The sequence below is a fragment of the Alteraurantiacibacter lauratis genome, from assembly GCF_037154155.1.
In the GTDB taxonomy this organism is placed as follows: domain Bacteria; phylum Pseudomonadota; class Alphaproteobacteria; order Sphingomonadales; family Sphingomonadaceae; genus Alteraurantiacibacter; species Alteraurantiacibacter lauratis.
In genome coordinates, this window is the sequence record NZ_JBANRN010000006.1 from 111611 (window position 1) to 127850 (window position 16240).

General features: G+C 65.8%; 11 protein-coding genes. 8 read left to right on the top strand and 3 right to left on the bottom strand.

Features of this window, described 5'->3' with window-relative positions; all coding sequences use genetic code 11:
* The first annotated feature begins 72 nt into the window (after positions 1-72).
* Both WFP39_RS07875 and WFP39_RS07880 read left to right on the top strand, forming a co-directional pair.
* The gene (locus WFP39_RS07875) at positions 73-822 is read left to right on the top strand and encodes a class I SAM-dependent methyltransferase (protein ID WP_336918825.1); all 750 of its coding nucleotides are present in this window, start codon (positions 73-75) and stop codon (positions 820-822) included.
* A 32-nt stretch (positions 823-854) separates the two neighbouring features.
* Positions 855-2669: an ATP-binding protein gene (locus WFP39_RS07880; RefSeq protein WP_336918826.1), complete on the top strand. Its 1815-nt coding sequence runs from the start codon at positions 855-857 to the stop codon at positions 2667-2669.
* A gap of 4 nt (positions 2670-2673) precedes the next feature.
* Here WFP39_RS07880 and WFP39_RS07885 read toward each other — a convergent pair whose 3' ends face one another.
* The 3 genes from WFP39_RS07885 to WFP39_RS07895 all read right to left on the bottom strand — a co-directional run bounded on the left by WFP39_RS07885 (position 2674) and on the right by WFP39_RS07895 (position 5885).
* Entirely contained in the window at positions 2674-4323 is a 1650-nt protein-coding gene (locus WFP39_RS07885) for a GMC family oxidoreductase (RefSeq protein ID WP_336918827.1), read from the bottom strand.
* A gap of 16 nt (positions 4324-4339) precedes the next feature.
* The gene (locus tag WFP39_RS07890; RefSeq protein ID WP_336918828.1) at positions 4340-4972 is read right to left on the bottom strand and encodes a gluconate 2-dehydrogenase subunit 3 family protein; all 633 of its coding nucleotides are present in this window, start codon (positions 4970-4972) and stop codon (positions 4340-4342) included.
* 136 nt (positions 4973-5108) lie between these two features.
* The gene (locus WFP39_RS07895) at positions 5109-5885 is read right to left on the bottom strand and encodes a DUF1499 domain-containing protein (protein ID WP_336918829.1); all 777 of its coding nucleotides are present in this window, start codon (positions 5883-5885) and stop codon (positions 5109-5111) included.
* Between the two features lie 138 nt (positions 5886-6023).
* Here WFP39_RS07895 and WFP39_RS07900 point away from each other — a divergent pair, with 138 nt between their 5' ends.
* The 6 genes from WFP39_RS07900 (at position 6024) to WFP39_RS07925 (ending at position 16149) form a co-directional block, all read left to right on the top strand.
* Complete coding sequence (locus WFP39_RS07900) at positions 6024-7148, top strand: FAD-dependent oxidoreductase (RefSeq protein WP_336918830.1); 1125 nt, start codon at positions 6024-6026, stop codon at positions 7146-7148.
* Positions 7148-9295: an FAD-dependent oxidoreductase gene (locus WFP39_RS07905; protein ID WP_336918831.1), complete on the top strand. Its 2148-nt coding sequence runs from the start codon at positions 7148-7150 to the stop codon at positions 9293-9295. The genes WFP39_RS07900 and WFP39_RS07905 overlap by 1 nt, the downstream gene beginning before the upstream one ends.
* Complete coding sequence (locus tag WFP39_RS07910) at positions 9295-12318, top strand: TonB-dependent receptor (protein WP_336918832.1); 3024 nt, start codon at positions 9295-9297, stop codon at positions 12316-12318. The genes WFP39_RS07905 and WFP39_RS07910 overlap by 1 nt, the downstream gene beginning before the upstream one ends.
* A 15-nt stretch (positions 12319-12333) precedes the next feature.
* A complete protein-coding gene (locus WFP39_RS07915; RefSeq protein WP_336918833.1) occupies positions 12334-13605 on the top strand; it encodes a NupC/NupG family nucleoside CNT transporter in 1272 nt (423 codons plus the stop codon).
* Between the two features lie 4 nt (positions 13606-13609).
* On the top strand, positions 13610-14212 hold the full coding sequence (locus WFP39_RS07920) for a CDP-alcohol phosphatidyltransferase family protein (protein WP_336918834.1): 603 nt from the start codon (positions 13610-13612) through the stop codon (positions 14210-14212).
* Between the two features lie 65 nt (positions 14213-14277).
* Positions 14278-16149: an ABC-F family ATP-binding cassette domain-containing protein gene (locus tag WFP39_RS07925; RefSeq protein WP_336918836.1), complete on the top strand. Its 1872-nt coding sequence runs from the start codon at positions 14278-14280 to the stop codon at positions 16147-16149.
* Positions 16150-16240 lie beyond the last annotated feature (91 nt).

Here is a 16240-nt window from a genome sequence, read left to right on the forward strand (position 1 = left end):
TGGCGGACCAGCAGTGAGACTGGGCATTTGCAACAGACTGATTTAGGCACGGCAGTTGGGGGAGGAGAGAAGATGCAGGACGGGCCAAGCTACACGGAACTCTTCACGCAGCGCGGCTCCAGCTATGATCAGGCCATGCTGGCGTGGCCCCAGGCCCGCGCGCAGGAATTTGCGCAGGTCATTGCTGCTGCCGGCGTTACGGCGGGCATGACCGTGGCCGATGTGCCCGCGGGCGGCGGCTATCTGCGCGGCTTCCTTCCCGAAGGGTGCCGCTGGATCGGGCACGAACCCTGCGCCGATTTCACCAATCACCGCACCGGCGCGGCGGAGGCCGCCCGCCCGCTGCTTCCGCTGCCCTTTGCCGATGGCGAAGCGGATGCGGCAATCAGCCTTGCCGGGGTGCATCATCTGGCCGACAAGCGCGATCTGTTTGCCGATATGCGGCGCATTACCCGACCCGGCGGGAAGTTTGCCCTGTCCGATGTGGCGCGCGGCACGGCCACCGCGCATTTTCTCGACGGCTTTGTGGGCGATTACAACAGCACCGGGCACGAGGGCGTGTTTCTGGACGATTCCACGCTGAGAGAACTGGAGAACACAGGCTGGCGCGTCCTTTCGGCGGAATTGCGGCGCTTTCACTGGGTCTTTCCCGATCGCGCGGCCATGGCCGGCTTTTGCCGCCGCCTGTTCGATATCTGCAAGACCGATGCCGAACATGTGGCGCAGGCGCTGGAAACCGGTCCCGGAACCGACCTGCTGCCCGGCGGTATGCTAGGCTTGCGTTGGTCGCTGATGACGATTGTCAGCGAGCATCCCCGGTGACGGCAGAGACGTCAGCACAAAATCCGGTCTGGGTGCTGCGAAAGAATCCGCGCAGCACGTTGGGCTATGCCTATGGCAGCTTCTACCCTACACTCCTGATAGAGCTCAGCGGCCCGGAAATACCGATCGCCGCTCGGCAAAGGGCGGAAGCGGGCTTGCTGCGGCTGCTGCCCGCGCTGGCCGGGCACTGGCCCGGCAGAAGCGTATCGAGCGAGGCGACGCCCGCCTCTGCCACGCGCACCATCGATTGGTGGCTGGCGCTGGTGGACGCGGTGCAGCAAGGCTGCGGTCTGCCCGTGTTCGAGCCGGCGCGCGTTCTGGTGAGAGGGGGCGAAAGCTGGCACTGCGTGATACCCACCATGCCGCGCAGCATCGCCCCGCTGGCGCAAGTGATCCAGGGCTTGCTGCGGCTCATCCCCTCGCTGATCGACGGCCCGCTCAACATGGCGCTGCAGACCGAGGTCGCGCGGCTGTTCACCGCCTTGGGCGCGACCGGGCCGCGCCTCAGCAATGTGCCCCGCGTGATGCGTGCCGCGCATGATCTGGGGATTCCCTTCCGCGAATTGCCCGGCCAGTTCCTGCAATATGGCGACGGGGCAAAGGCGCGCTGGCTCGACAGCACCTTCACCGACGCCACGCCATATATTTCCACCCAGTTGGCCCGCGACAAGATGCAATCCGCCGCCATTCTGCGTGCCGCAGGCCTGCCCGTTCCGCTGCATCAGAGGGTCGCCACCCGCGACGAAGCGCTGGCGGCTGCCAAAGCGATTGGCTTTCCCGTGGTGGTCAAGCCGATCGATCAGGATGGCGGCAAGGGCGTGGCGGCAGGCCTGCTCAGCGTGGAAGAGGTGGCAAGCGCCTTCGCGGCCGCGAGCGCGGCATCAAGCAATGTGCTGGTCGAAAAGCATATCGAAGGCCGCGATTACCGCCTGACCGTGCTGCACGACCGGGTGATCTGGGCGGTGGAACGCGTGCCGGGCGGCGTGACGGGGGATGGCGCATCCACCGTGGAGCAACTGGTTGCCGCCGCCAATGCCGATCCCCGGCGCGGCGCCGGTCCCCATTCCGCCCTGAAGAAGCTGCTGATCGACGAGGAGGCCGTGGCTCTGCTCGCGCGGCAGGGGCTAGAAGCCGGTTCGGTGCCTGAAGAAGGCCGCTTCGTGCGCCTCCGCCGCAATTCCAATGTCGCCACGGGTGGTATGCCAGTAGCCGTGTTCGACAAGGTGCATCCCGACAATGCGGCGCTGGCCGTGCGCGCCGCGCGAAGTTTGCGCCTCGACATTGCCGGGGTGGACCTGCTGATCCCCGATATCGCCCGGTCGTGGCGCGAGGGCGGCGCAGGCATATGCGAAGTGAACGCGCAACCGCAACTTGGCGGCACGACATCCGCAGCGGTCTATCCGGCCGTGCTGCGCGAATTGATGGGCGGGGGCGACGGGCGCGTGCCGGTGGTGATCGTGGCGGACATGGATGACGGCGGGGCACTGGCAAGCCGCATCGCGGCGGCGCTGGAGGCGCGCGGGCTGGCAACAGGGCTGCACGATGCCGCAGGCCTGCGGCTGAGGGAGGAATGGCTGACCCGCGAGCCGGTGTCGCTGCTGGCAGCCGGAAACATCCTTGCCATGGACCGGCGGACAGAAGCCATGGTGCTCTCGCGCCTCGGCCCCGAATGTCTGGCACGCGGGCTGCCGGTGCAGCGCTTCAACCTGCTGGTGGAAGGGCCGCAGAAATTATCCGATCCAGAGCTCGCCGTAATCCGCCCTGCCCTGACGGGTGCGAGAATTGCCGCAGAAGACCTGTCCTCGCCGCACGCGCTGGAACAGGCCGTCGCGCAGATGGTGGGATAAGCTGCTAGATCTCGCCCGTGCGGGCAAAGCGGTTGATATGATCCGCCGCACGGAAGGCCAGCGCGGCGATCGTTTCGGTCGGCTGGCCGCGGCCCGATGTCACCATGCTCGATCCGTCGCACAGGAACAGGTTGGGCACGTCGTGCGTGCGGTGATATTTGTCGATGACCGAGGTGTTCGGATCATTGCCCATGCGGCAGGTGCCCAGCAGGTGCACCCCGCCATTCGCTTCTTCAATATGGCCCGGAACCACTTCCACCGCGCCGGCGGCCTGCATGATTTCGGTCGCCTTTTCGACCTGGAATTGCGCGTGCTTGATATCGTCCGGATGGTCCTTGTAGGTCACGCGCATCGCCGGGATGCCCCAGGCATCCTTCAGTTCAGGGTCCAGATCGACGCGGTTCGTCTCCTGCGCCAGCGATGTGCCGTGCCCGGCGCAGTTCATCCAGTAGGTGAAGGAGGCAAGATATTCCTTGAACCCCTCGCCCCAGCTCGGTGTTCCTTCGGGCACGCTCTGCCCCCAGGTCAGCGGCGCGGCGGACCGCGCCGTAAACCCGCCCCCACCATAGAAGCCGCGCGCCGGATCGCTGTCGTAAAAATCGTGCAGGATGCGCGTCACCGCCGCGCCCTTGTATTCGTTGAGCGGATGTTCAAACCGGGCCGCCGCGCTGCCGCCCTTGTTGAACATCAGATATTTGCCCACCGTCCCGCTGGAATTGGCCAGCCCATCGGGAAACTGATTGTTCGCTGAATTGAGCAGCAGGCGCGGCGTTTCTGCCCCGTTGGCGCAGACCACCACGGCGCGGGCGTTCTGGAAATGCTCGACCTTGTCCTTGTCGAAATAATGCACGCCCGTTGTGCGCCCGGCGCTGTTCATGCCGATGCGGAAGACATAGCTTTCCGAGCGAACCTCGCAATTGCCGGTCGCCTCGGCTTCGGGGATCACCGTCCAGACCGAGGAGGACTTGGCGCGCACTTCGCAGCCGAAACCGCCGCACAACCCGCATTGGGTGCAGGCGGGACGCCCTCGATAAACCATCGAATTGATCGCCATGGGCGCGGGGAAAGGATGCAGGCCCAACGCCCGTGCGCCGCGTTCGAACAACACGCCCGACGATTTCACCGGCAGCGGCGGCATGGGATAGGGGCGGCTGAAACGCGGATCGAACGGGCTGGAACCTGCCAAGCCCGACACCCCCACTTCCCATTCGACCTTGGTATAATACGGCTCCAGCTCGTCATAGGTGATCGGCCAGTCCCGCAAATCCGCCCCCTCGATCGCGCCCAGCCGGCTGCGTTCGATGAAGTCGATTTCGTGCAGGCGCCAGAAATTGGCGGTGAAGTGGCTGCTGCTGCCGCCCACCACGCGGGCATAGGTGAGCGAATTGCGCCCCATTACGCGGCGCGCGGTTTCGCTTTCGTCGCGGCGGAAACTCTGCGGACTGGCATCGGGGCTGTTGGTGATGCCCGAAAGCTGGCGGTATTTCAGCTCGTCATGCTCGAAATCCCATGGCTCCATGCGCGGGCCTTGTTCCATCAGAACCACGCTGTGCCCCGCCTGCGCCAGTTCGCGCGCCATCACGCCGCCCGCTGCGCCCGAACCTACTACGATGAAATCGACCGTTTCGCTGGTCGGGTAAGTCTTGCGATCCATCTATCAGGCGCTCCGGTCAGGCGGTAAGGGGCTGGGTGCCGGGGTAAGGCTCGAACCCAGGGTAATCGCGGTCGTAATGGCCAAAGGGGGCGGACCAGAAATGCCGGTCCTCCATCTTGATGAGGTTCCAGCCGATATTCTGGAAATTGCCGCCATATTTAGGCAGCGCCAGCATCCCCAGCACGGTCAGCCGCCGCACCGCCGTAAAGAAGGGCGTTTCATCCACCGTATGCAGGAAAGCGATCTGATCCGCATCCGATGCGGCGGAAAACGGTACCGAACCACCGCTGTGCGCGGCATAGGCTGCCATGAAATCGGCCAGCCCTTCACGAAAAGCAGGCAATTGCGCGGCAAAGAAGCTGCCCAGCGCGTTGTCGATGAAATAGACCGAACGCGCATCGCGCGCGCCGGGAGTCTCACCACCCGGCACGATCTGGTTGGCGATGGCATCCACGATGTCCGCTTCGGCGCTGGTCAGCGTGGTGAAGCTGGTATGGCCTGATGCATCGTGGCTGCGGTGATGGTCGTGGCTGTCGGCCTGCGTCGCGGCCTGCGCGATCTGCGGCCAGTGCAGCGTTACCCAACTGGCGCTGGCCAGATTTCCAACAGCCGTCAGGAACTGGCGACGCGAGGGTTTCGGGGTTTGCATTCAGGCACTCCACATCCGGCCGGTTATCGAACGGATAGAGCGCCGCGCGCGAGATTCAGGGAATACGCCAAACGCGCAATTGACCGCGCGCCAAAGCGATCAACCGACGCAATCTGAAGGATTTAGGCGGCGCGTCCTAGACCGCGGTCAGCCGGGCCAGAAAGGCGCGGACGCGGCGCGCATTCACGCCCAGATCGCCCACGCCCACCCGGCTGACCGACCGCATGTCGATACGCGAGGCGCCTTCGCCCGCAGGCGTGATGCGGAACACGATATCGTCGTAGAAACGGATGTAGGATACGCTGGCGGTCGCCTCGACATGGCCGCGCGCCGGATCGCTCACCGCGATCGCCCAACCCTCTTCGTGGGCCAGCCGTTCCACCACCGCGGTTGCCTGTTCCACCGGCATGGGCAGTGTTACCGGGCCAATATCGCCATAGGCGGCTGCGTGGATCTGCTGCCAGTTCTCCACACTGCCCACGCCCGCCAGATTGTCTTCGCGCAAGGTCAATGTTTCGAACTGCGGCGGGTTGGAAATGTCGGTGGTCACATCGTGGATCGGCGGGGCATCTCCGGCCGACATGGGCCGAGTTGCCAGAAAGCCGACGTAAATTGCCGCCACGACCGCCGCGCCAATGGCCCAATTGCGCCGGGGATTGCCGGTGCGCCATCCCACCAGCAGCGCGGCAATCGCCAGCACCAGCGCCCCTGCCGCAACCAATCCGCCGCCCAGAAAGGCGGTGAAACCGGTCATCTTGGGCAGCAGGTCATACCGTGCCAGCGTCAGCCCTGTCCCGGCAATCACCACGGCGGCGGCGCAGACATACAACGCCGCTTTCGACAGGCGCGGCGCCCAGCGCGGCGCGGTTGGGTTGTGCGGGTCGGGGGCGGCGGATTGCGGTGCATTTTCCATGCCCGCAAGTCAGCAGGACTTCGGGACAGAGTCAATGACGGCCATCGGTCCGCAGAAGGCGGCGTGCGGTGATATCAGAGCAATGTTGATACGAAAGGCTGCTTGCCTTCATGCCGCGGCAAGGCCAATCCAGCCTTCATGTCACCACCTCTGATCCTGGCGGGCGGCGGCCATGCGCATCTTTCGGTGCTGGAAGATTGGGCGGCAAACCCCTTGCCGGGCATGGGGCGCGTGCTGATCACGCCGTCGCGCTACACCGCCTATTCGGGAATGTTGCCGGGGTGGATGGCGGGGTTCTACCGGACCGATGATCTGCTGATCGACCTTGAACCGCTGGCACGGGCAGCTTGTGCCAAATTGCGGATCGACCGCGTGACGGGGCTCGATGCCGATGCGCGGCGCGTGCATCTGGCAAGCGGCGCGGCGGTCGATTTCGCGCTCCTGTCGCTCGCCACGGGCGGAGAAGCCGATGTGGATGCGCTGGTCCCGCTTGGCTCGCGCCTGCTGCCGGTGCGTCCGGTTGCCGGCTTTCTTGAGCGCTGGCCTGCGCTGGCGAACGCGGCAAAGCGGGGTGAAATCGGCAGCCTTGCCGTGGTGGGTGGCGGGGCGGCGGGGGTGGAGATCGTGCTTGCGGCACAGGCAGCGCTGCACGGGAATGGCATGGCGATTTCGCTGGTGACGCCGCCCGGTGGCTTTCTGACCGGGCACAATCCACGCGTCCGCGCCTTGGCAAAGGCCGAACTGGCACGGCGCGGCATCGCGCTGCATCTGGCATCGGCGACAGGCATGGCCGGTGGACTTGCGCTGTCCGATGGCACCAACCTGTCCGTTGACCGGGCAATAGCCGCCACCGGCAGCCGGGCACCGGCATGGCTGGCGCAATCCGGCCTCGCGCTGACGCCGCAGGGTTTTGTGGCAGTCGGGCCGGATATGCGCAGCCTGTCGCATAAGGCGATATTTGCAGCAGGCGACATTGCCCAGCGCACCGACCGCGCTTTGCCCCGATCGGGCGTGCACGCCGTGAAAGCAGGCCCGGTGCTCGCCGCCAATCTGCGCGCCGCGCTGACAGGTGCGCCCGATGCCAGCTATGCTCCGCGGCGGCACACGCTCTATCTGCTGGCAACAGGAAACCGGCGCGCCATCGGCTCGTGGGGACCGCTGGCCTTTTCGGGTCGCGCCGCATGGTGGCTCAAGGACTGGATCGACCGACGCTTCGTCGGCCGCTATCGGGGGGCCCAATCCGAACGCAGGGACCCCAATTAATGAAGCGCATCATCCTTGCCCTGCTGCTGGTTTCGGCAATCGCCCTCTGGTTCGCCTTCGATCTGGGCCAGTATCTGACGCTGGACACGCTGAAGGCGCAGCGCGACACGATCCTTGTCTATTATGCGACGCATCCCCTGCTGGTGCTGGCGGTATTCTTCCTTGTCTATGTCGCGGTTACGGCGCTCTCTGTGCCGGGCGCGGCGATCATGACGCTGGCGGCAGGCGCGGTCTTCGGTGTGGCGACGGGCACGCTGCTCGTGTCTTTCGCCAGTTCGATCGGGGCAACATTGGCCTTTCTCGCCAGCCGGTTCCTGCTGCGCGACTGGGTGCAGGCGAAGTTCGGCGCGCGGCTGAAGGGCGTGAACGAAGGCATGGCGCGCGACGGGGCGTTCTACCTGTTCTCGCTGCGTCTGGTGCCGGTATTCCCGTTCTTCGCGGTCAATCTGCTGATGGGGCTGACACCGATCCGCACATGGACATATTACTGGGTAAGCCAGCTGGGAATGCTGCTGGGCACGGTGGTCTATGTGAATGCCGGCACGCAGCTTGCCGGAATCGAAAGTCTTTCGGACATTGCCTCCCCTGCGCTGCTCGGTTCCTTCGCGGCGCTGGCGCTGCTGCCGTGGATCGGCAAATGGATCATGGGGATTATCAAGCGGGGGCGCGTCTATGCGCGGTGGCAAAGGCCCCGCCGGTATGACCGCAACCTGGTGGTGATCGGCGCGGGCGCAGCGGGGCTTGTCACCTCCTACATCGCGGCGACTGTGCGGGCCAAGGTGACGCTGGTGGAAGCAGGCAGGATGGGCGGCGATTGCCTGAACTACGGCTGCGTGCCCAGCAAGGCGCTGATCAAGAGCGCGCGCGTGGCCGCGCAGATGCGCCATGCCGATGCCTATGGGCTGGAGCGGAGCGAGCCACAGTTCAGCTTCAGGGCGGTGATGCAGCGTGTCCACGGCATCATTGCTGCTATCGAGCCGCATGACAGCGTGGCGCGCTACACCGGCCTTGGTGTCGATGTGGTGCAGGGATATGCGCGCATCGTTGATCCGTGGACGGTCGAGATCGCCCTCAATGATGGCGGCACGCAGCGGCTCACCACCCGCTCCATCGTGATCGCTGCCGGGGCCGCGCCGATTGTGCCCGATCTGCCGGGACTGGAGGGTTCCGGCTATGTCACCAGCGATACGCTATGGGAGGAGTTCGCCAAACTGGACGAGATACCCCGCCGCATCGCGGTGCTGGGCGGCGGGCCGATTGGCTGCGAACTGGCGCAGGCCTTTGCCCGGCTGGGTGCGGATGTCACGCAGGTGGACAAGGCCAACCGGCTGCTGGCGCGCGAGGATGCCGAGGTTTCGGCGCTGATTGAGGCCGCGCAACGGGCGGCGGGCGTCACCGTGCTGACCGGGCAGGAAGCGCTGCGGGTGGAAACCGGCGCGGACAAACGCCTGATCCTGCACAAGGATGGCGAGGAACGCGCGGTTCGCTTCGACGCGCTGATCGTGGCGGTGGGACGGCGCGCGCGGCTGACCGGATACGGGCTGGAGGAATTGGGCATCGACACGAATGCCACTGTCGTAACTGATGACTATCTCGCCACGATCTACCCCAATATCTACGCGGCGGGCGATGTCGCCGGTCCCTATCAGTTCACCCATGTCGCCGCGCATCAGGCGTGGTATGCCAGCGTCAACGCGCTGTTCGGGCAATTCCGGCGTTTCAAGGCCGATTACCGCGTGATCCCGCGCGCCACCTTCACCGACCCCGAAGTGGCGCGCGTGGGCCTCAACGAACAGGAAGCGGCAGAGCAAGGCGTGGCGCATGATGTCACTGTGTTCCCGCTGCACGAACTTGACCGCGCGATTGCCGACAGCGCCACGGCGGGCTTCGTCAAACTGCTCACGCAACCGGGCAAGGATCGCATTCTGGGCGTGACCATCGTGGGCGAACACGCGGCGGAATTGCTGGCCGAATATGTGCTGGCGATGAAGCACGGCCTGGGCCTCAACAAGATCCTCGGCACCATCCACACCTATCCCACCATGGCCGAGGCGAACAAATATGCCGCCGGGGAATGGAAAAAGGCGCGCAAGCCCGAAAGCCTGCTGGCCATGGTCGAGCGCTATCACACATGGAGACGCGGATAATGCGGCATTGGTCAGTGGCGGCTGCGGTGGCCGCTCTGGTGGTTCCCTCTGCCGCGCAGGCGCAGCAGGCGGGGCTGCAAATCGCTTTGGTCGATGCCGAAACCGGCGCGCCCGTTGCGGGTGCAGTTGTGCGGGTGGAGAATGCCGCCATCGGCCTGAACCGCGAAGTGCGTTCCGATGCGCAGGGGCTGGTGCGCGTGGAGGGGCTGAGCACGGCGGGAAGCTACACCGTTACTGCCCTGCCCGGCGGTGCCTATGCCGCCAGCTTGCCTGCCACAATCGACCTGCGCGCCAATTTCACGGGGAGCGTTACGCTGCGGCTTGCCTGCGCGGGCGGCGATACCATCGTGGTGACCGGCACCCGCGCCATCACGCGGCTCAATACCGTCAACGCGGAGGTTTCCGCATCTTTGGACCGCGCTGAACTGGCAGTCTTGCCCATCGAAGGCCGCGATGTGCTGGGCGCGCTGGTGCGCTTGCCCAATGTGGTGCCATCGACCGGCTTTTTCCCCGAAGCGCCCGCGATCTCGATCAACGGGTCAAACGGCCTCGACACCAATTACCTGCTCGACGGGCTGGACAATAACGAGAACTTCCTCGGCGGGATCAAGTTTCCCGTGCCGCTGGGCTTTACCCGCGATGTAACCGTGCTCGCCAATTCCTATTCGGTGGAATACGGGCGCACTGCAAACGGCGTGGTCAGTTACACTTCGCCAGCGGGCAGCAATGACCTGTCGGGCGAGGTCTATACGCTGGTGCGCCCCGGCCGCCCGTTCGATGCGCGCAGCCCCTTTCCGCGCCGCGACCTTTCGGGCAATGCGGTGGGCGAGAGTTTCGAGCGGCGGCAGGCGGGGTTTGCCCTTGGCGGTCCGGTGGTGCGCGACCGGACGTTCTTCTACGCCAATCTGGAATATACGCGTGACCGCAATGTCCAGATCGTCGATGCGCCCGCGCTGGGCGTGACCGAGAGTGTAACGGGCAACAACCGCTTCGCGCTCGGCTCCTTGCGGATGGATCACCGCCTGACCGAGGACTGGACGCTGACCCTGCGCGCAAATCATGGCCGCGTGACGATCGAGCGCCCCGGCGGCGGGCTGGGTGGCGGGAATGTGACCTTCCCCAGTGCAGGCTCCGATCAGGATCGCAATTCCAGCCTTGTCGCCGCCAGCGCCAGCTATGCAGGCGATAGCTGGGCCTATGACGGCGCGCTGCAATTCAGCCGGTTCCGCTGGGATTATGGCGAGCCGACCGGCGGGGCCGCGCCGCAAGTCGCCATCCGCGATCCTTCGGGCCTGACCGTGGGCGTGGTGGGGCATCCCGGCTTTGTTTTCGACAGCCGAGAGGAAAGCTGGCAGACCACACACCGCGTGCAGCGCGCGTCAGGCCGCCATCGGCTGATCTTTGGGGTGGACGCGATCCGTTCGGAATTCGCCCTGCTGGGCGGCGGCAATCCCGATGGCAACTTCACCGTCGACCTCACCGCAGCGCAACTGGCCACGCTGGGCAGCAGCGGCGCGGGCCTTGCCCTCACCGCGCAGGACGTGCTGGCGCTGAACCCGGCGGTGGCGAATTACGCCGTCGAACTGCGCCCGGCCAGCTTCGGCACCGCGCAGCAGCAGATCGCGCTCTACCTGGCGGACGAATGGCAAGTGACCCCGCAACTCGCGGCCACGCTGGGGCTGCGCTGGGATTATGACAGCCTGACCGCAAAAGGCGGCGGCAGCGGCGATACGAACAATTTCGCCCCGCGCGCGGCGCTCAACTGGCGGCCCGATGCGCGTTCAGTCGTGCGGCTGGGCGCAGGGCTGTTCTATGGCAAGCTGAGCTATGCGGTTATCTCCGACGCGTTGCAGCGGAACACGACCTCGCCCGCTTTCCTTGGCCAGTTGGCGCAATTGCAGGCGCAGGGCCTGATCCCGGCCACGACCGATCTGGCCGACATCACCTTTGCCGGAAACCTGACCGTCTCGCCCGCCTGCGCCACGGTGGCTGCCTGCCCTTCCCCGGCTGAGGTGCAGGGATTGCGTGACACCGCCCTGATCAACGAGGCGCGCATCCTCAGCCCTACGGGTTATGACAGTCCCTACTCAGTGCAGCTTTCCGCAGGCTATCAATGGCAGGCGAGCGACACGCTCACCCTGTCTGCCGACGCGATCTATTCGCGCAGCCACAATCTCGTGCGCCTGCGCGATTTGAACGCGCCCGCGCGCTTCACCCCGAACCTTGCCAACCTGACCGCGGCCAATATCGCGTTACTGCGCGCCCTGCCCGACAACGCCGCCCGCCTTGCCGCCGCCGAGGCGCTGGGCCTTGTCCGCAGCCAGGCAACCGCCGATGCCAGCCGCCCGGTGCCGCAAGTGCCCGGCGGCGCGCGGCAGATTACCGTGTCCGAAACCGAAGGGCGGGCGACCTACAAGGCGCTGATCCTGCAGGCGGTCAAGGCGCGCGGCGCCGATCCCTACGCCTTCCGGCTGGCCTATACCCTTTCGAGCCTCAAGAACGATACCGACGACATCAATTTCCGCGCGGAGAACAACGATTTCAGCACCGAATGGGGCCCATCCGCGAATGACCGGCGGCATGTGATTTCTGCCGTGGGCTACCTCTATCCAGCGGAAGGCCTGACCTTCAGCGCCGCGGGCCTGTTCCAGAGCGGCCAACCGGTCAATCTGGTGCCCGATGCGCGCATTTTCGGCACGCAGGATCTGAACGGGGACGGGGCCAGTTTTGGCGAGAACTTTGTCGGCAATTCCGACCGTTATCCGGGCGAGGCGCGCAATTCCGAACGGCTGGGCTGGTCGGCCACGGTCGATCTGGGCCTTGCCTATGCCCTGCCCGTTCCCGGCGGCGCGTTGGAATTGCGGGCCGATGTGTTCAATGTGCTGAACACCAATAACGAAAGCGGCTTTGCCAATGCCGCGACAACGTCCAATCAGGTGCAGTTCGGCGGCGGGGCACCTTTCGTGCAGCGCAATGCCGGGCCGCCGCGCCAGATTCAATTCGGCGCGGCTTACAAGTTCTAGGGGGAGCAGGCGAGGATGGCGGCAGTGCAGAACCTGCAAGGGTTGATCGGGCTTGCCGCCATCTTGCTGATCGCGTGGAGCCTGTCCGAAGATCGCCGCGCCCGGCCCGGCTGGCGCTGGATCGCGGGCGCGCTGCTGCTTCAGGTCGCCATCGCGCTGGTGGTCACGCGGGTACCTTTCGTGTGGACGCTGGTCGGCTATGCCAACGAGGCGGTGTTTGCGGTGGAGCGGGCAACGCTGGCGGGATCATCCTACATGTTCGGCTATCTGGGCGGCGCGCCGCTGCCGTTCGAGTTGGCAGAGGGGGCCAGCCCGCCGACCATCATCGCCTTTCAAATCCTGCCGCTGATCATCGTGCTGTCCACCCTGTCTGCCCTGCTGTGGCATTGGGGCGTGCTGAAGGCGGCGGTGCGCGGCCTTGCATGGGCCTTGCGCCGCACGTTGGGCGTCAGCGGCGTGGTGGGCCTTGGCGGCGGGGGCACCATGTTCCTGGGCGTGGTCGAAACCCCGCTGATCCTTCGCGCTTGGTTTGACCGGATGAGCCGGGCGGATCTGTTCGCGGTGATGGTGATGGTGATGGCGACCATATCGGGTGCGATTCTGGTGCTGTATGCCACCACGCTTTCGGCCACCCTGCCCAATGCGGTGGGGCACATGATCGTCGCCTCGCTCATCTCGCTGCCCGCCGCGCTGCTGGTGGCGCGGCTGATGGTGCCGGGGGATGGGACGCAAAGCCCCGAAGCCGACCCTGCCGAGCCTGACCTTGCCTATGACAGCACGATGGACGCCGCCGTGCGGGGCACGATGGACGGGGTGCAGCTGGTGCTGGCGGTGATCGGGGTGATTATCGTGGTGTTCGCGCTGGTGGCGCTGGTCGATCAGGTGCTGGCGCTGCTGCCATTTGTCGATGGCAGCGCGATCACGCTGCGCCGCGTGTTCGGATGGCTGTTCGCGCCGCTGATGTGGGCGATCGGCGTTGCGTGGGAGGACGCGCAGGCGGCAGGCGCGCTGATGGGCACCAAGGCGATACTTAACGAATATGTGGCCTATCTCGACCTCGCCGCGCTGCCGCCGGGAACGCTGTCGTCGCGATCCCTGCTGATTGCGACCTATGCGCTGTCGGGCGTGGCAAACCTTGCCAGCGTGGGTCTGATCGTTACCACCATCGGCTCGCTATGCCCCGCCCGCCGCGCCGATGTGGCGGCGCTGGGGATGAAGAGCTGGCTGGCAGGCAATCTTGCCACGCTGATGACGGGGGCGGTGATCGGCCTCGTCACCTGGAGCTAGCCGAGTGTTCGATGCCCGCCTTCGCCCGCTGATCAACCCGCCGCTGAATGCTGCGGGACGCGCCCTCGCCCGTTCGGGGATCAGCGCCAATACGCTGACGCTGGCGGGGCTGGCGCCTGCTCTGGCAGCAGGCTTTGCCATCGCGCATCAGCATTACCTTGCCGCGCTGGCGCTGATCGCACTCAACCGCCTGATCGACGGGCTGGACGGCGCGGTAGCGCGGGCGAGGGGCGCGACCGATTGGGGCGGTTATCTGGATATTCTGGCGGATTATGTCTTCTACCTCTCCGTGCCGCTGGGCTTTGCCTTTGCCGCGCCGGGCAATGCAATTCCGGCGCTGGTGCTGGTGGCCAGCTTCACGCTTACGGCGGTCAGCTTTCTGGCTTTTGCCGCGCTGGCGGCGAAGCGGGGGCAGACAGACAGCGGGCATGGGCGCAAGAGCTTCCTCTATTCCACCGGCCTTGCCGAAGGTGCCGAAACGATCGCGGTATTCATCGCCATGTGCCTGTGGCCCGCCGCTTTCGCCTGGCTCTGTTGGGGCTTCGCAGCGCTCTGCGGGCTGACGGTGATCCAGCGCAGCGTGAGGGCCCGGCACACTTTCGGGTAAGCTCGCCGCGATCATACCGGCAAAACCGGTTGGGCGCGGGCCAACTCGCTGCTAAGGCGCGCGCCATGCTTACCATTGATGGCCTCACAGTCCGGCTTGGCGGCCGGCCCATACTCGAACGCGCCAGCGCCACGGTGCCGCATGGCGCGCGTGTGGGGCTGATCGGCCGCAACGGCGCGGGCAAGTCGACCTTGATGAAGGCCATCATTGGCGAGATCGAGCCGGACGACGGCGAAATCTCCAAGCCGGCGCGCGCGCGCATTGGCTATATCGCGCAGACCGCGCCCAGCGGATCGATCACCCCTGAACAGATCGTGCTGGCCGCCGATGTCGAGCGCGCGGCCCTGTTGGTGGAGGCCGAGACCTGCACCGATCCCGACCGGCTGGGCGAAGTGCACGAACGCCTGCTCGCCATCGACGCCTACAGCGCGCCTGCGCGCGCGGCCCGCATCCTGAGTGGCCTCGGCTTTGACGAGGAGATGCAGCAGCGCCCGATCGACAGCTTTTCGGGCGGCTGGAAAATGCGTGTGGCGCTGGGCGCGCTGCTGTTTTCCGAACCCGAAATCCTGCTGCTGGACGAGCCTTCCAACCACCTCGATCTGGAAGCGACTCTGTGGCTGGAAAACTTCCTCAAGAGCTATCCCGCGACGCTGCTGATCATCAGCCACGAACGCGATCTGCTGAACAAGGTGGTCGATCACATCCTGCACCTGCAGGGCGGGCAGTTGACGCTCTATCCCGGCGGCTATGACGCGTTTGAAAAACAGCGCGCCGAACGCGCCGCGCAGCTCGCCGCCGCCAAGGCATCGCAGGATGCGCAGCGTGCGCGGCTGCAGGATTACATCGCGCGCAACTCCGCGCGTGCCTCCACCGCCAAGCAGGCGCAATCGCGGGCCAAGATGCTGGCCAAGATGCAGCCCATCGCGGCGCTGATCGAAGACCCCTCGCTCAGCTTCGATTTCCCCGATCCGGGCGAACTGCGATCGCCCATGATCACGCTCGACAACGCGGCGGTGGGGTATGGCGAAGGGCCGCCCGTGCTGCAGCGGCTGAACCTGCGGATCGACGCGGACGACCGGATCGCGCTGCTGGGCCGCAACGGCAATGGCAAGACCACGCTCGCCCGCCTGCTGGCCGCGCAACTGAAACCGCTCGACGGCGGGATGAACGCGCCGGGAAAGCTGAAAGTCGGCTATTTCACGCAGTACCAGGTGGAGGAACTGGCCGCGGACGAGACCCCGCTGGCGCTGATGACGCGCGCGATGCAGGGCAAGACGCCGGGTGCGGTGCGCGCGCAACTGGGCCGTTTCGGCTTTTCCGGCCCGCGTGCCGAAACGCGGGTGGAGAAGCTTTCGGGCGGAGAACGCGCGCGGCTGGCGCTGGCGCTGATCACGCGCGATGCGCCGCATCTGCTGATCCTGGACGAGCCGACCAACCACCTCGACGTCGATGCGCGCGAAGCGCTGGTGCAGGCCCTCAACGGCTATGCCGGCGCGGTGATCCTGATCAGCCACGACCGGCACATGGTGGAGCTGACGGCAGACCGGCTGGTGCTGGTCGATAACGGCACGGCACGCGAATATGCGGGCAGCATGGACGATTACATCGATTTCGTGCTGGGCCGGAACCAGCCGAAAAAGGACGCAAAGCCTGCCACCGCGCAGGCCAAGGTGGCCAAACCGGCGCCCAGTGCCGCGCAATTGCGTTATGTCCAGTCCGAACTCGCCAAGGCCGAGAAGGCGATGGCACGGCTGGCGGCGGAGGTCGAAAGGCTCGATCAGGCGATGATCGATCTGGCGCAAAGCGGCGCAGCGGCGGACGGGCCGAAAATGCGCGACCTGCAAGGCCCGCGCGAGAAAGCCAGCGAAAAGCTGCAACAGGCCGAGGCCGAATGGCTGGCGCTGGGCGAGAGGCTGGAAGAACTCGCTGCGGGCTGACCGATCGTGATGGCAGACTACCCCTCTCCCCCGGTTTGACTTTGCCGCCATGCGAAGCCACACCTGCTTCCAGTTGCGAATTAACTCGCTG

Excerpts from the sequence above, each read along its gene's own strand:
- WFP39_RS07875 (WP_336918825.1), top strand. The coding sequence starts at position 73 with ATGCAGGACGGGCCAAGCTACACGGAACTCTTCACGCAGCGCGGCTCC.
- WFP39_RS07885 (WP_336918827.1), bottom strand. The coding sequence starts at position 4,323 with ATGGATCGCAAGACTTACCCGACCAGCGAAACGGTCGATTTCATCGTA.
- WFP39_RS07890 (WP_336918828.1), bottom strand. The coding sequence starts at position 4,972 with ATGCAAACCCCGAAACCCTCGCGTCGCCAGTTCCTGACGGCTGTTGGA.
- WFP39_RS07895 (WP_336918829.1), bottom strand. The coding sequence starts at position 5,885 with ATGGAAAATGCACCGCAATCCGCCGCCCCCGACCCGCACAACCCAACC.
- WFP39_RS07900 (WP_336918830.1), top strand. The coding sequence starts at position 6,024 with ATGTCACCACCTCTGATCCTGGCGGGCGGCGGCCATGCGCATCTTTCG.
- WFP39_RS07905 (WP_336918831.1), top strand. The coding sequence starts at position 7,148 with ATGAAGCGCATCATCCTTGCCCTGCTGCTGGTTTCGGCAATCGCCCTC.
- WFP39_RS07910 (WP_336918832.1), top strand. The coding sequence starts at position 9,295 with ATGCGGCATTGGTCAGTGGCGGCTGCGGTGGCCGCTCTGGTGGTTCCC.
- WFP39_RS07915 (WP_336918833.1), top strand. The coding sequence starts at position 12,334 with ATGGCGGCAGTGCAGAACCTGCAAGGGTTGATCGGGCTTGCCGCCATC.
- WFP39_RS07925 (WP_336918836.1), top strand. The coding sequence starts at position 14,278 with ATGCTTACCATTGATGGCCTCACAGTCCGGCTTGGCGGCCGGCCCATA.